Source organism: Nocardia rhizosphaerihabitans (assembly GCF_014646295.1).
Lineage (GTDB): Bacteria > Actinomycetota > Actinomycetes > Mycobacteriales > Mycobacteriaceae > Nocardia > Nocardia rhizosphaerihabitans.
Genome location: NZ_BMNE01000002.1, coordinates 446,972 through 461,121, shown reverse-complemented (window position 1 = coordinate 461,121; position 14,150 = coordinate 446,972). Strand labels below are relative to the sequence as shown.

14 protein-coding genes are annotated in these 14,150 nt (G+C 69.9%); 7 read left to right on the top strand and 7 right to left on the bottom strand.

Annotated elements, in window-relative coordinates; all coding sequences use genetic code 11:
• Positions 1-60: 60 nt before the first annotated feature.
• Positions 61-354, top strand: a complete 294-nt coding sequence (locus IEY60_RS08490) for a chorismate mutase (RefSeq protein WP_022566231.1) — start codon at positions 61-63, stop codon at positions 352-354.
• Between the two features lie 90 nt (positions 355-444).
• Here IEY60_RS08490 and IEY60_RS08485 read toward each other — a convergent pair whose 3' ends face one another.
• On the bottom strand, positions 445-1,902 hold the full coding sequence (locus IEY60_RS08485; protein WP_189025841.1) for an NAD-dependent succinate-semialdehyde dehydrogenase: 1,458 nt from the start codon (positions 1,900-1,902) through the stop codon (positions 445-447).
• 82 nt (positions 1,903-1,984) lie between these two features.
• Here IEY60_RS08485 and pgi point away from each other — a divergent pair, with 82 nt between their 5' ends.
• The gene (pgi, locus tag IEY60_RS08480; RefSeq protein WP_189025839.1) at positions 1,985-3,625 is read left to right on the top strand and encodes a glucose-6-phosphate isomerase; all 1,641 of its coding nucleotides are present in this window, start codon (positions 1,985-1,987) and stop codon (positions 3,623-3,625) included.
• Here the strand turns inward: pgi and IEY60_RS08475 are convergent.
• Genes IEY60_RS08475 through IEY60_RS08460 form a run of 4 tightly spaced genes read right to left on the bottom strand, consistent with a single transcriptional unit; the run spans position 3,594 to position 7,196 of the window.
• Complete coding sequence (locus IEY60_RS08475) at positions 3,594-4,169, bottom strand: potassium channel family protein (protein ID WP_189025837.1); 576 nt, start codon at positions 4,167-4,169, stop codon at positions 3,594-3,596. The genes pgi and IEY60_RS08475 overlap by 32 nt on opposite strands.
• Before the next feature lie 50 nt (positions 4,170-4,219).
• Entirely contained in the window at positions 4,220-4,888 is a 669-nt protein-coding gene (locus IEY60_RS08470; protein ID WP_189025834.1) for a nucleoside/nucleotide kinase family protein, read from the bottom strand.
• Between the two features lie 56 nt (positions 4,889-4,944).
• Positions 4,945-6,573: an acyl-CoA dehydrogenase family protein gene (locus tag IEY60_RS08465; protein WP_189025832.1), complete on the bottom strand. Its 1,629-nt coding sequence runs from the start codon at positions 6,571-6,573 to the stop codon at positions 4,945-4,947.
• 17 nt (positions 6,574-6,590) lie between these two features.
• Positions 6,591-7,196, bottom strand: a complete 606-nt coding sequence (locus tag IEY60_RS08460; protein ID WP_189025831.1) for a TetR/AcrR family transcriptional regulator — start codon at positions 7,194-7,196, stop codon at positions 6,591-6,593.
• Positions 7,197-7,259: 63 nt separating this feature from the next.
• On the opposite strand from IEY60_RS08460, the gene IEY60_RS08455 reads away from it, so the two are divergent.
• Both IEY60_RS08455 and IEY60_RS08450 read left to right on the top strand, forming a co-directional pair.
• A complete protein-coding gene (locus tag IEY60_RS08455) occupies positions 7,260-8,027 on the top strand; it encodes a crotonase/enoyl-CoA hydratase family protein (RefSeq protein ID WP_189025829.1) in 768 nt (255 codons plus the stop codon).
• Complete coding sequence (locus tag IEY60_RS08450) at positions 8,024-9,328, top strand: hypothetical protein (protein WP_189025827.1); 1,305 nt, start codon at positions 8,024-8,026, stop codon at positions 9,326-9,328. The genes IEY60_RS08455 and IEY60_RS08450 overlap by 4 nt, the downstream gene beginning before the upstream one ends.
• A gap of 80 nt (positions 9,329-9,408) precedes the next feature.
• Here the strand turns inward: IEY60_RS08450 and IEY60_RS08445 are convergent, their stop codons facing one another.
• Complete coding sequence (locus tag IEY60_RS08445; protein WP_189025825.1) at positions 9,409-10,101, bottom strand: TetR/AcrR family transcriptional regulator; 693 nt, start codon at positions 10,099-10,101, stop codon at positions 9,409-9,411.
• A 58-nt stretch (positions 10,102-10,159) separates the two neighbouring features.
• Here IEY60_RS08445 and IEY60_RS08440 point away from each other — a divergent pair, with 58 nt between their 5' ends.
• Positions 10,160-10,834, top strand: coding sequence for a DUF4386 family protein (locus IEY60_RS08440; RefSeq protein WP_189025823.1), 675 nt, complete (start codon positions 10,160-10,162; stop codon positions 10,832-10,834).
• Here the strand turns inward: IEY60_RS08440 and IEY60_RS08435 are convergent.
• Positions 10,792-12,090, bottom strand: coding sequence for an alpha/beta hydrolase (locus IEY60_RS08435; protein ID WP_189025821.1), 1,299 nt, complete (start codon positions 12,088-12,090; stop codon positions 10,792-10,794). The genes IEY60_RS08440 and IEY60_RS08435 overlap by 43 nt on opposite strands.
• A gap of 200 nt (positions 12,091-12,290) precedes the next feature.
• Here IEY60_RS08435 and IEY60_RS36365 point away from each other — a divergent pair, with 200 nt between their 5' ends.
• Both IEY60_RS36365 and IEY60_RS08430 read left to right on the top strand, forming a co-directional pair.
• Positions 12,291-12,875, top strand: coding sequence for a hypothetical protein (locus IEY60_RS36365; RefSeq protein ID WP_308426091.1), 585 nt, complete (start codon positions 12,291-12,293; stop codon positions 12,873-12,875).
• Between the two features lie 24 nt (positions 12,876-12,899).
• On the top strand, positions 12,900-14,144 hold the full coding sequence (locus IEY60_RS08430; protein ID WP_308426090.1) for a bifunctional lysylphosphatidylglycerol flippase/synthetase MprF: 1,245 nt from the start codon (positions 12,900-12,902) through the stop codon (positions 14,142-14,144).
• Positions 14,145-14,150: the final 6 nt, after the last annotated feature.

Sequence of the window (14,150 nt, the reverse complement as noted above, 5' to 3'; positions counted from 1 at the left end):
AGATCGGGTAACAGGCCGTCCGGCCGGACCGATCCCAGTTCTGACACGAGGAGATGAATGATGAGCACCCCTGCTACGACCACTGGGTCCGATTCGGCTCTGCCGCAATCCGAAGCGGAGATCGAGAAGCTCCGCCTCGAGATCGACCAGCTCGACGCCACGATCCTCGCCGCGATCAAGCGTCGTAGCGAGATCTCCCGGATCATCGGCCGTACCCGGATGGCCTCCGGCGGTCCGCGCCTGGTCCACAGCCGCGAGATGAAGGTGCTCGAGCGATTCAGTGAGCTCGGCCAGGAAGGGCACACCCTCGCCATGCTTCTGCTCCGCCTCGGCCGAGGTCGCCTCGGACGCTAGGCCCCCCACAAACCACGCGGCGCGCAACCAGTTCGCCGCTTCCACAAAGCCGCCCCGGGTGCAACACCATCCCCGGGGCGGTTTCGTGTCTCAGGTCAGGGCGATGTACTTGGTGTTCAGGTATTCCTCGATGCCCTCGGTGCCGCCCTCGCGCCCGAAGCCCGATTCCTTGACGCCGCCGAACGGGGCCGCCGGGTCGGAGATGACGCCGCGGTTGACGCCGACCATGCCCGACTCCAGCGTCTCGGACACGCGCAGCGCCCGGTCCAGATCGCGGGTGTAGACGTAGCTGACCAGTCCGTACTCGGTGTCGTTGGCGGCGGCGATGCCCTCCTCCTCGGTGTCGAACGCGACAACCGGGGCGACCGGACCGAACACCTCCTCGCGCAGGATGCGGGCCGTCGACGGGACATCACCGAGGACGGTGGCCGGGTAGAACCACCCCGGACCGCCGGGCGCCTTGCCGCCGAGCAGCAGCTGCGCACCCTTCGAGACGGCATCGTCGACCAGCTCGCCGACGATCTCGCGCTGGTCCTCGCTCACCAGCGGACCGAGGGTGCTGGCCGGATCGGTACCCGGTCCCATCACCACGGTCTCGGTCATCGCGGCGACCAGCTTCCGCGTGAACTCCTCGACCACTCCGCGCTGGACATGGAAGCGGTTGGCCGCCGTGCACGCCTCGCCGCCGTTGCGCAGTTTCGCCTGCATCGCACCGGCGACCGCGCTGTCGATATCGGCGTCGTCGAACACGACGAAGGGCGCGTTGCCGCCGAGTTCCATGGAGGTGCGCAGCAGGCGATTCGCCGCGGCTCCGACGAGCTTCTTGCCGACCTCGGTCGAGCCGGTGAAGGTGAGCTTGCGCAGCCGCGGATCGTCGATCAGCGGGCCGGTGACGGCACCGGAATGCGACGTCGTGACCACCGACAGCACCCCGTCGGGCAGACCGGCCTCGCTACACAGTCTGGCCAGCGCCAGCATGGTCAGCGGGGTCGCCGATGCGGGCTTCACGATCATCGTGCAGCCGGCCGCCAGGGCGGGCCCGATCTTGCGGGTACCCATGGCGAGCGGGAAGTTCCACGGCGTGATCGCCAAGCACGGACCGACCGGTTGCTTTGCCACCATGATCCGGCCGGTGCCGGAGGGCGCGTGCAGGTAGCGACCGTGCACCCGCACCGCCTCCTCACTGAACCAGCGGAAGAACTCGGCGCCGTAGCGGACCTCGTTGCGGCTCTCGGTCAGGGCCTTGCCCATCTCGAGCGTCATGAGCAACGCGAACTCCTCGGCCCGCGCGGTCAGCTGTTCGAACACCGCGCGCAGGATCTCGCCCCGCTCGCGGGGCGGGGTCGCCGCCCACGCCTCGCTCGCCGCGACGGCCGCGTCGAGGGCGCGCATCGCGTCGGCCGGGGTGGCATCGGCGACCTGCGCGAGCACCGAGTCGTCGGCCGGATTGCGGACCGCGAAGGTGCCACCGCCCGTCGCCTCGACCGGCCCGGAGCCGATCCACAAACCCTTCGGTACGAATTCGAGAACGTCACGTTCGGAGACCATGTCGTCAGCGTAGGCCGCGGGGCGTGTCGATGGCACCGATCCGACCGGCCGGTAGTAATCGAACGCTGTAATGTCGGCTGTCGTGAGCAGCGACATCACCGCGTCGGCGGCCTGGCAGGCACTGTCGGACAATCACCGCAGTGTCGCACCCCTGCACCTACGGAAGTTGTTCGCCGACGACCCGGCGCGCGGCCGTGACCTGACCCTGCGGGTGGCAGACCTGCACATCGACTACAGCAAGCATCGCGTGACCCGCGAAACCCTGGATCTGCTGGTCGATCTCGCGCGTACCGCCGGCGTGCCGGAGCGCCGCGACGCGATGTACTCCGGCGCCCACATCAACACCTCCGAGGACCGCGCGGTCGGCCATATCGCCCTGCGCCTGCCGGTCGGAGATCAGCTCTGTATCGACGGCACCGACACCGACGCCGAGGTGCACGACGTGCTGCGCCGGATGGGCGAATTCGCCGATTCGGTGCGTTCGGGAGCCTGGCGGGGCGCGACCGGTGAGCGCATCACGACAGTGGTCAATATCGGCATCGGCGGCTCGGATCTGGGACCCGACATGGTGTATCGCGCGTTGCGCCACTACACCGACCCCGGGATCGAAGCCAGGTTCGTCTCGAATGTCGACCCGTGCGATCTGGTCGCCACACTGGCCGGCCTCGACCCGGCGACCACGCTGTTCATCGTCGCCTCGAAGACCTTCTCCACCCTGGAGACCCTGACCAACGCGACCGCCGCGCGCCGCTGGCTGGTCGGCGCGCTCGGTGAGGACGCGGTCGCCAAGCACTTCGTCGCGGTGTCGACGAACGCGGAACGGGTGGCCGCCTTCGGCATCGACCCCGCGCACATGTTCGGCTTCTGGGATTGGGTCGGCGGGCGCTACTCGGTGGACTCCGCGATCGGCCTCTCGGTGATGGTGACCATCGGCAAGGAGCAGTTCGCCGAGTTCCTCAGCGGAATGCACGCCGTGGACAAGCATTTCGCGACAGCGCCGCTGGAGCGGAACGGCCCGGTTCTGCTGGCCATGCTCGGCGTCTGGTACACGAACTTCTTCGGCGCGGAATCGCGTGCGGTCCTGCCCTATTCGAACGATCTGGCCCGCTTCCCCGCCTACCTCCAGCAGCTGACGATGGAGTCCAACGGCAAGTCGGTGCGCGCCGACGGCACCCCGGTGACGACCTCGACCGGCGAGATCTTCTGGGGCGAGCCGGGCACCAACGGCCAGCACGCCTTCTACCAGCTGCTGCACCAGGGCACCCGGCTGATCCCCGCCGATTTCCTCGGCTTCGCCCGTTCGACCGACGACCTGCCGACCCGCGACGGCACCGGCAGCATGCACGACATCCTGATGAGCAACCTGTTCGCGCAGAGCAAGGTGCTGGCGTTCGGCAAGACCGCCGAGGAGATCGCCGCCGAGGGAACGGACCCGAAGCTGGTTCCGCACAAGGTGATGCCGGGCAACCGGCCGAGCACCACCATCCTGGCGCCGGAACTCACCCCGTCGACGGTGGGTCAGCTGATCGCGCTCTACGAGCACCAGGTGTTCGTAGAGGGCGTCGTCTGGGGCATCGACAGCTTCGACCAGTGGGGCGTCGAGCTGGGCAAGCAGCAGGCGCTGGCGCTGATGCCGCTGCTCAGCGAGCCGGAGCAGCCGGTGACGCAAGGGGATTCGTCGACCGACGAGCTCATCGAGTGGTATCGGGCGCACCGCCGCTGACCTCGCCCGCCGCCGGCGGTTCCGGGTGGATGGCGGCGAGCCTGCGGGTGACGCTGCTGGTCACGATGGTCGCCAGGGTGCCGATCACCACCAGGTCGAACGCGATCTGCACCATCGTCGCGATCCGGGCCACCTGACCGACGGCGTGAACGTCGCCGTAGCCGATGGTGCCGAGAGTGGACATCGTGTAGTACAGCGCGTCGGTGCGGGTCACCAAGCCGGCGAACTGGTCCGGTTGCTGTTGCTGCAGCCGGTAGTAGAACAGCGAGAAGACCACGCAGACGATGCAGAGCAGGAGCAGCACCCCGTCGACGCGGCCGCCCGCCGACGGTGGCGCGTTCAGGTAGTGCTCGATCCGCCGCCAGACCAGCCAGATCAGTCCGGCCACGCCCGCGACGAAACCGACGACCCCCAACACGTGGCCCGGCCAGTCGTCGAGCTCGAACACCCCGTTCAACGGCGCGCTGTAGTAGAGGAGCAGCGCACACAGTACCGCGCCGCCATTGCGCAACGCATGTCCTGGCACTCGCCGATCTCGCGTCATCGCTCCATGATTGCCCGATACCGCCGATTTCCGCGGTACGCGCGCCGTGCTCAGCCGATCCGGTACCCCGCGTCCACCGCCGTCAGCACCTGATCGGCCCGATGCCTGCTCGCGGCGACGAGATCGGCGTTGCGCAGATCGCTGTCGGTGACCTTCACTGTCGCTTCGGCCGCCGATCGCCCGCCGGCGGTGTGCCGGTGCAGCAATCGCTCCGTGAGGACCGCGCGCGGCGCGTCGAGGTACCAGCAGGCGTCGAGCAGCTCGCCGACCTCCGCCCAGCCGGGTGCCTCGGCATCGGTGAGCAGCAGGTAGTTGCCCTCCACCACGACGATGTCCTTGTCACGCACGACGACACCGCCCTCGGTCGGCTCGTCGATGGCACGGTCGAACAGCGGCCACGGCACCGGCTCACCGATCGGCGTCTCCCGCAACGCCCGCAGATCGGTGACGAACCCCGCGGCGTCGAAGGTGTCGGGCTCGCCCTTGCGGGCCAGCGCGCCACGAGCCCGCAGGACCTCGTTACGCAGGTGATATCCGTCCATCGGCGCGACGACAGCGCGCAGGCCGGAGCGGGTGAGCTCGGCGCTGAGCCGCTCGGCCAGTGTCGATTTGCCCGCGCCCGGTGGTCCCGCGATACCGAGCAGGCACCGCCGCCCGGGCGAGCGCGGCACCCGCAGGGCGAGGTCGGTCACCGACAGCACTCCGCTCGGCCAGCTCACCGCCTCACCCTACGAGATCACCTGGCCTGCGTGCCGTTTCAGCCGATGCGCCCGGATCACTGCACGTCGACGAAGGCTCGCTCGATGATGGCGCCGGTGTCGACCCCGACGGGCAGGGTGCCGAAGGCGATGCCCCAGTCGTCGCCGAGGCGGGTCGCGCAGAAGGCGTCGGCGACGGCCGGATGACCGTGGCGCACCAGCTGCGCGCCCTGCAGGACCAGCGCCATCAGTTCCACGACCCGGCGGGCCCGGTACTCGATATCGGACAGGTCGCTGAGCTCCTTGCCGACCCGGTCGATCGCGTCGTCCAGGCGCGGGTCGGCGCCGCGGGCGAGGCCGACCTCGGCGAAGTACGCCTCGACGGTCTCGGGCTGACGGCCAATGGCGCGCAACGCGTCCAGTGCGGCGACATTGCCCGAGCCCTCCCAGATCGACATCAGCGGCGCCTCCCGGTACAGCCGCGGCATCCCCGATTCCTCGGCATAACCGTTGCCGCCCAGGCATTCCAGCGCCTCGGCCGCGTGCGCGGGCGCGCGCTTGCACACCCAGTACTTGGTGATGGCCAGCGCGATCCGGCGCAGCGCCGCCTCGGCCGGATCGGTGCCTGCGCGGTCGGTGGCACCGGCCAGGCGCATCATCACCGTCGTGGCGGCATCGGATTCGATGACCAGGTCGGCCAGCACATTGCGCATGGCGGGTTGATCGATCAGCTTGGCGCCGAAAGCTTCCCGGTGCCTGGCATGGTGCACCGCGGTGACCGCGCCGAGCCGCATGCCGGTGGCCGAGCCGATCACACAGTCGAGGCGGGTCATGTTGACCATCTCGATGATCGTCTTCACGCCCGCGCCCTCGGCGCCGACGAGCCAGCCGGTGGCGTTCTCGTACTCGATCTCGGAGGACGCGTTGGACTTGTTGCCGAGCTTGTCCTTGAGCCGCTGGATGCGGATCGGGTTGCGGGTGCCGTCGGGCAGCACGCGCGGCAGCAGGAAACACGACAGCCCGCCCGGCGCCTGGGCCAGGGTCAGGAACATGTCCGACATGGGCGCCGAGGTGAACCACTTGTGCCCGACGATCCGGTACGAACCGTCCGGCTGCGGCGCGGCGGTGGTGGTGTTGGCCCGCACGTCCGAGCCGCCCTGCTTCTCGGTCATCGACATGCCCGCGATGAGCCCGGCCTTGGTCGACGGCTCGCGGAGGCCGAAATCGTAGGTGCGCGAACCGAGTAACGGCTCGTACTTCGCGGCGAGCTCCGGGTTGTGGCGCAGCGCGGGGACCACCGCGTAGGTCATCGAGATCGGGCACATGTGCCCGGCGTCGGCGATGCCCCAGGTGTAGAACTTGGCGGCGCGGGCGGTGTGCGCGCCAGGGCGCTCGTCGAGCCAGGGCGAACCGTGCAGGCCATGGGAGACAGCGACATTCATCAGGTCGTGCCAGTGCGGGTGGAATTCCACCTCGTCGACGCGATGGCCCCAGCGGTCGTGGGTGTGCAGCACCGGCGGGTACTCGTTGGCGAGCCTGCCCCAGTCCTGCGCGGCGACATCGCCTGCGAGCCTGCCGAGTTCACGCACCTCGGCCTCGGCCCAGCCCGCGCCTTCACGGTGCAGACCTTCGATCAGCGCGGGGTTGCGCGCGGCATCGAAGGGGACGAGCGGGGGTACCTGGTTGAACACTTCGTGGGTCGGCATGGCCGGAACTCCTTCGACTACAACGTGTCCGGACGCGCACCGAGGGCGCGCACGGCGAAAGCAACCAATTCGGGGATGACGGTCTCGGCGTGCGGCGCCGCGGCCAGCGGACCGACCAGCACCTCACCGATCGCGCCGACGAGCGCGGCGGCGCTGACGGACGGGTCCTGCGCGGGCAGGCGGCCCTCGGCGATACCGTGCGCGATCGCGGACTCGAACGACGCGGCGAAGGCACGCCGGAACTCCAGCCGCTGCGCGTCGACGGCCGCGTCGACCGGCTCGGCCAGCAGGACGTAAGCGAGTTTGGGGTTCTTGAGCGCGCGCCCGGCGAAGGTCTCCACCGCCGCGCTGACCCGCTGCAGGACATCGCCCTCGGCCACGGCGGAGCGCACCGCGTCGACCTCGCGGGCGACCACGGTCTCGAACACCGCGGCGACGAGCTCGGCCTTGTTCTCGAACTGCTTGTACACGGTGCCGGTGGCGATGCCCGCCTCCGCGGCGACCGCGGCCATCGACAGTCCGGCGAACCCGTCGCGCGAGAGCACCCTGGTCGAGCCCTGCACGATCAGCGCCCGCTGTGCGTCGAGCCGGGCCTGCACGGCCGGGGTTCTGCGATACACCATACGAAGAAGTGAACCACCGATTCACCCCTTCACACAAGGGGCATCTGGCCGTATGGTCGAAAGATGTCTGTACGCGTCGAACACGCGGGCCCGGTCACCACGGTGATCCTGGACCGGCCCGAAGCCCGCAACGCAGTGGACGGCCCGACCGCCCGAGCCCTGGCCGACGCCTTCCGCGCGTTCGACGCCGACCCGAACGCCGCGGTGGCGGTGCTGTGGGGCGAACACGGCACCTTCTGCGCCGGGGCCGACCTCAAATCGCTGGGCACCGAGAACAGCAATCAGGCCACCGAGGACGGCGACGGCCCGATGGGCCCGACCCGCCTGCGCCTGTCCAAGCCGGTGATCGCCGCGGTCTCCGGCTACGCCGTGGCCGGCGGACTCGAATTGGCGCTGTGGTGCGATCTGCGCATCGCCGAGCAGGACGCCATCTTCGGCGTCTTCTGCCGCCGCTGGGGCGTGCCGCTCATCGACGGCGGCACGGTGCGCCTGCCGCGCATCGTCGGCGAGGGCAGGGCCTTGGACATGATCCTCACCGGGCGAGCCGTGAGCGCGCCCGAAGCGCTGCAGATGGGCCTGGTCACCCGCGTCGTGCAGCCCGGCGACGCCCGCCGGGTCGCCGAGGAACTGGCCGCGCAACTGGCCGTCCTCCCCCAGACCTGCCTGCGCTCCGACCGCGCCGCGCTCTACGACCAGCACGGCCACCCCGAGGACGAGGCGATGCGGATCGAGTTCCAGCACGGCCTGAAAGCCCTCACCGACGGCGCACTCGACGGCGCCGCCCGCTTCGCCGCGGGCGCGGGCAGGCATGGGAGCGCCGAACATCGGTGACGAACCGGCTCACCGTCGTCGACGAGATCTTCCTGCGCACCCATCGCGGGATGGGCACACCCATCGCCCTCCAAGGGCTGTGGCGCACCGATGACGCGATGGAACTCGTTCTGCTGCAGGCGATTCACGACCGCCTGCGCACCGGCGCCCTCGGCCGCCGGGTGGTTCGCGCCCGGGTCCCCGGAGCGCGCCGCGCCTGGCGGCCGAACATCCAGGCCCACCCTCTCGACCACGTCGGCTCCCCGCTCCCCGAGGCCGCGATCCTGCCCTGGGCCGACACCCTCGGCACCGACCTCGACCCCGAGTTCGGCCCCGGCTGGCGCCTGTCCTCCGCACCACTGGAAGACGGCGGAACCGTTGTCGCCCTGACCTGTTCGCACGCCCTCGCCGACGCCCGCGGCCTCATCCACGCCGTCGCCGCAGCCCTCGATGAACTCGCGAGCAGCGCTGACGATCCGCACAGCGCCCCCACCGCTGGCTCGACCTCCAGGCTGATCACACCGAGGCAGGCGGCCATGGACACCGATAGTCCGGTAAACAGCTGTGGTGCACCGGCTTCGGACTGGGCTGATGCCCGCACCCAGTGGTCCACCATCATCGGCGGCACCGCACGCGCCCTGCGGCGGGGAGTTCCCCGGCCACCAGCCACCGGCACTCCCAGCCCGTCGCGTGACCGTGCAGTCCACAGCACCCTGCTGACCTTCGACGCCGCAGAGTGGGACACCACAGCCGCCGCATCCGGCGGAACCCCGAACAGCCTGTTCATTCACCTGGTCGCGAACATCCTGTGGGAGAACGGTTTCCAGCGCCCGGAGATCGCCGCGAGCCTGCCCGTCGACACCCGCGACGAACCGCGCGTCGACAACGATCTCGCCATGACCGAGATCGCGATGGACCGCTCCGACACCCCCGCGACCATCCGCGACAAGGCCCGCGCCGCCTACCTACGCCGGATGTCGAGCCCCGCCGGCCTGCCCGAGGAGATCCTCCAGGTACTCCCCGACCGCTGGGCCTATGCCCTGAGCAAGGGCGCGGGTGAACGAGACATCCTGTGCTCCAACATCGGAACGCTCCCGGAGTCCCTGCGCACCGTCGGCACACACCGCTGCGACCGGGTAGCGGCCCGCGCGATCCACCCCGGCCTCACCGATTTTCCCCGCACCCAGCTCTCCGGCTACCTTTCCCGGCTCGCCGACACCTACACACTGGCCCTGGTCAGCCTGTCCGGCGACCGCGAAACACTCGACGCCGCAACCGATCGCGCCTGTGCCGCCGCCGGGCTCCGCGCTGCACCCTGGTGATCACACCGCCAGTGCCGCGCTTGATGACCTCGCTGATCAGCGGACCACTCGCGACGAACCCACCGAGTCCGCGCCCGTGATCAAGCCGCCGTCATCCCGGTGAGCAATACCCGCAAGCCCCATACGAACTGATCAACCGAGTTCCAGGCAGCGATCTCGTCCAGGTGTGCCGCGGTGCGCGGCCAACGCGTCGCGTCGACATCGTCCAAGGCTGCCCGCCGCTGGGCGATGCGCTCGGATTCCGGTGGCAGCGGCGGCTTTCCGTCGGTTTCGGCCACCTCGAGGGCGACCGCGCCGAGGACCTGCACGATCACCGCGTACACCCCGTGCGCCCGCGTCTGCGCGGGCAGACCGCCGCGCGCCAGACAGCCGAACATCGCCTCGCCGACATCGCGCGCGGCCGGTCCGTTCATCGGACCCGACATCATCAGCGTCGCGACCGCGGGATGCGCGAGCAGCTGATCGCGCAGGCCGAGGGCGAACTGGATGACCGCGGCGGTCCACTCGACCCCGGGATCGGACAGCGGCCCCAGCGGCACCGCGGCGAGCACCCGCTCGATCACCGCGCCCTCCAGGTCCGCGCGGCTGGCGACATAGGTGTACACCGCGTTCGGGTTGACCCCGAGCCGCGCGGCTACGGCCCGGATCGACAGGGCGTTCGGCCCGCCGTCGTCGAGCAGATCGAGCGCGGTGTCGACGACCTGCTCCTCGGTGAACGACCGCCGCGTCGGGCGTGGCGCACCCCGCTGACCTGTTGACTTCCCGTCCGGCATGCGATGGACTGTACCCCGTACAGCTACCTGTACCCCGTACAGCCAGAACGGATCTCTCATGCTCACCAAGCCATGGCCCACCATCACGCTGCTGATCTCCGCCCCGATCCTGATGAACCTCGCCTTTACCGGCCTGGGTGTGTCGTTCGACTACCCCGGCGTCCTGCAACTGCCCGCCGCCGAAGCGCTGGCGAAATTCCGCGCCGAGCAGACCACCGTCGTCCTGCTCTTCGCCCTGCTCGCCGCCGCTGCCTGCGCTTTCGCGCCCCTGGCCGTCCTCGTCGGCAGGCTCGCCCCTATGCCATGGGCGGTGCGGGCAGGCGTCGCCGCCGCGATCGTGCAGACGATCGGCCTGCTGCGCTGGCCCGTCCTGGTCCCCGGCCTGGCCGACCGCGTCGCCACCGAAGGCCCCGACTCCCCCGCGATCCACACCTTCGAGACCGTCAACACCGTCCTGGGCGCCCTGCTCGGCGAGACCGCCGGCTACACCCTCACCGCACTGTGGACCGTGCTGGTCGTCACCGCCCTGCGCACCCCGCGCTGGTTCGCCCTCCTCGGCTACGTCAGCGCCGCCGCCATCGCCACCGGCGTCCTGGTTCCGCTGGGTGTCGAGCCCGCCGGGCTCACCAACTTCCTGGGCTACCTCCTGTGGAGCGCGTGGCTACTCGCTTTCGCCGCGCTGCTCGTCCGTCACGGCGCGATGCCGAGTCGTGTCGCCAGCCAGGGAAGTTGAACACGGAGCCCGATGGACCACACCGCGAAGTCGTGTCCACCGGGCACGATCTGCAGCCGGACATCCATGCCGGCGGCCTTGGCCGCGTGGAACATCCGCTCGACCTGCGGCCGGTACTGCTCGTCGTCGGCCCCGACCACGAACGCGCCCGCGGAATCCTGGTGGGTCTGGCCGAGCGGCAGATCGAGCGGGTTGGCCGACGGCGGGGCGGCGGTGTCGCCACCGAAGGCGGCATCGACCGTGCGCTGCCGGTCGCCGAGGGTCGGCTCGTCCGGGCCCGACATGTCGAGGAAGGTGGGATACACCTGCGGATAGTTGGTCGCCAGTTGCAGTGCGCAGGTGCCACCGTAGGACAGCCCACCCACCGCCCAGGCCCGCGGATCGGGGTCGATCTGCAGGTTCGCCCTCGTCCAGGCGGGCACGTCGACGGCCAGGTAGGTGGCGACGTCGCCCAGCCGCGAATCCAGGCACAGCGGGTTCGCCGGCTGACCGCCGGTGCCGTCGGCGACCACGACGACGGGCGCGAGACCGCGGTGCGCACGGGCGAATTCATCCAGCGTCTCGGTCAGCCTGCCGTCGGCGAACCAGTCCTGCGGTGTCCCCGGTTCGCCCGCGAGCAACACCAAGACCGGCAGCAACGGCCGCGGATCAGCGAAATAGGCAGGGGGAAGGTAGATCTGGGCCTCACGGGCAGCGATACCGGAGGCGGTCGGCGGCACGGCCGCGGTCATCACCTCGCCGCCCTTGGGCAGTCCGCTGGGTGCCGACCACACCGATTCCAGCGGCCGCCCGCTGATCACCTGCTCGCGCAGGGGCAGCTGATCGGCGTGGAGCCGCTTGACGTGGTCGATCCCGAGCGCGGCGCCCACCGTCGGATAGGACGGGTACCTCAGATTGATCCCGGTGCCGACCGCCACCAGCACCGCGACGGCCGCGAGCGCCGTCACCACCCCGGTCCACACCGTCCGGCGCACCAGGATCCGCGGGACGATCAGCAGGACCGCGGCCACGCCGATCGCGATCAGCATGTACACCGACAACCCGATCGGGTCGGGGTACAGCTGCCATATCTCTTCCACGAACAGGTACAGCGCGACGGTCAGGACGGCGGCGGCCAGCAGTGCGACCGGCATCGCCGCCTTTCGATAGCGTTGCGCACGGGGGAACAGCAACCACACCCAACCCAGCACGCCGAGCAACGGAAGCACCACCGGGAGCCACCCGGTGAGCAACGACAATTCGCTAACCCTCGTCATCGCGACCTCCATAGATTCATGTCCATAGATGCACGTCAACGCCCGAGCCGGGGGCCACAAGCGGCCACGATGACATACGGTACACAGAGATCTTCACCGCGCCCGGATGCCGCACTCGGAGCAAAGGTGGATCGACGAACGACAACGCAGCTGCCACCGAACCGGGCGCGCTCGCCGTAGCGGGCACCGTGCTCCGCCGGGTGCCGTTCACGATCGCCTTCCTCGCCCTGGTCGCCATCCTCGGCATCGCGACCGGCGGCCTCTGGCGCAGGCTCGACGCCGGGTCCTGGTTCCCCGACATCGCCTACGGCTGGCTCGCACTCACCGAAGGCAGGTGGTGGACTCCGCCGTCGGGCTGGTTCTTCGGCCTGACCCCCGTCCAATACGTGATGATGGCAATCTTTTTCGCGCCCGCCGTCGGCTGGACCGAGTGGCGGCTGGGCTCCGCGCGCGCCGCGCTGGTGTGTGTGAGCGGCCACCTGATCGGCGTCCTCGGCGCCTCGGTGACGGTCGGCTTGCTCGCGCCAACCCACCTCGGCTGGGCCGATCGGCTCACCGAGGTCCGCGACGTCAGGTTCACCACCGCGGCGATCGCGGCACTCGCCGCGGTCTCGGCTACGCTGCGGTCACCGTGGCGGCTGCGGGTGCGCGTGGTGCTGGTGGCGCACGTGTCGATCACGTTCCTGTTCGAATCGACTTTCGCCGATCTCATGCACGTGTTCGCGCTCGCGGCGTGGTTTCCCCTTGGCGAGAAGCTGTTCAGCCGCACCGAGCACGGGTTCTGACCGCGCACCCGACGCGAGGTGCGGATGCTCGGGTCGATCGGGCTGCTGCTGATCGCCGCGGTCTCGGTGCTGGTGTATTTCTTCCCCGCCGACAGCCTGCTCGGACCGACCGGGAACGACCGCGGCTCACTGGGGAGCACGATCCTCACCGTCGCGGTGATCGCGGCGATCGCAGATCAGCTGCGCAAAGGACGGCGCTGGGCGTGGTGGGTGGCCGTCGCCTACGGCACGCTGCACGTGGTGCTCACCCTGATCACGCTGGGAGTGGCCATCGGTGTCGACTACGAGACCACCGGCGCGGTGACCGTCGGCACCGCCCTGCTGTGGGCGGGCGAGGTGGCGCTGCTCTACGGCGGCCGGGGCGCGTTCCGGGTGCCCGCCCGGCGCAAGATCACCGACGGCGCGCTGTCGGGCGCCGACCCCGGCACCGCGGTGCGTGCACTGCTCACCGATCGATGCGAGTCCGACGGCCTGGTGCCGTGCCTGTTCTCCACCACCGCGACGGTGGCCGACCAGGCGGGCGAACTCGGCTGGCGCAGTGTGCAGATCGCCGAGGACACCATCGTCGATCTGGCACAGCTCGAGTTCAAAGGCAAGGCGTGGCAGGACATCCGGTCCGCGATCAACAAGGCGAGCAAGGAGGGCATCGAGTTCAGAATGGTCCACCTCGCCGAGGAGCCGTTCGCGGTGCTGGCGCAGGTGCGCGCCATCTCCGAGGAGTGGGTCGGCGAAAAGGGCCTGCCCGAAATGGGATTCGCGCTCGGCGGCGTCGAGGATGCCCTCGATCCCGCCGTGCGCGTCGGGCTGGCGATCGATGCGGGCGGCAGCGTGCACGGCGTCACCTCGTGGCTGCCGGTATACGCGCCCGGCGGCGAGATCCGCGGTTGGACCCTCGACGTGATGCGCAGGCGTCCCGACGGCTTCCGCCCGGTGGTGAAATTTTTGATCGCCTCCGTCTGCCAGACGTTCAAAGAGGAAGGCGCCGAGATTGTTTCGCTCTCCGGCGCCCCGCTGGCCCGCAGCGCGGGCGCCGACGGCACCGAGCCGATCGATCGACTGCTCGAAGGGCTCGGCGCCGCCATGGAGCCGTACTACGGTTTCCGGTCGCTGCACGCGTTCAAGGCGAAGCTCCCGCCCCGCCACGAACCGGTGTTCCTGTGCTACCGCGACGAGGCGGATCTGCCGCGGATCGGGATCGCGCTGACCAAGGCGTATCTGCCGGAGGCCTCGGCCAAGGACCTGATGGCGCTGAGCGCGTCGACCCACTGACGGCTC

Excerpts from the sequence above, each read along its gene's own strand:
- IEY60_RS08490 (WP_022566231.1), top strand. The coding sequence starts at position 61 with ATGAGCACCCCTGCTACGACCACTGGGTCCGATTCGGCTCTGCCGCAA.
- IEY60_RS08485 (WP_189025841.1), bottom strand. The coding sequence starts at position 1,902 with ATGGTCTCCGAACGTGACGTTCTCGAATTCGTACCGAAGGGTTTGTGG.
- IEY60_RS08475 (WP_189025837.1), bottom strand. The coding sequence starts at position 4,169 with ATGACGCGAGATCGGCGAGTGCCAGGACATGCGTTGCGCAATGGCGGC.
- IEY60_RS08465 (WP_189025832.1), bottom strand. The coding sequence starts at position 6,573 with ATGCCGACCCACGAAGTGTTCAACCAGGTACCCCCGCTCGTCCCCTTC.
- IEY60_RS08460 (WP_189025831.1), bottom strand. The coding sequence starts at position 7,196 with ATGGTGTATCGCAGAACCCCGGCCGTGCAGGCCCGGCTCGACGCACAG.
- IEY60_RS08455 (WP_189025829.1), top strand. The coding sequence starts at position 7,260 with ATGTCTGTACGCGTCGAACACGCGGGCCCGGTCACCACGGTGATCCTG.
- IEY60_RS08445 (WP_189025825.1), bottom strand. The coding sequence starts at position 10,101 with ATGCCGGACGGGAAGTCAACAGGTCAGCGGGGTGCGCCACGCCCGACG.
- IEY60_RS08440 (WP_189025823.1), top strand. The coding sequence starts at position 10,160 with ATGCTCACCAAGCCATGGCCCACCATCACGCTGCTGATCTCCGCCCCG.
- IEY60_RS08435 (WP_189025821.1), bottom strand. The coding sequence starts at position 12,090 with ATGACGAGGGTTAGCGAATTGTCGTTGCTCACCGGGTGGCTCCCGGTG.
- IEY60_RS08430 (WP_308426090.1), top strand. The coding sequence starts at position 12,900 with ATGCTCGGGTCGATCGGGCTGCTGCTGATCGCCGCGGTCTCGGTGCTG.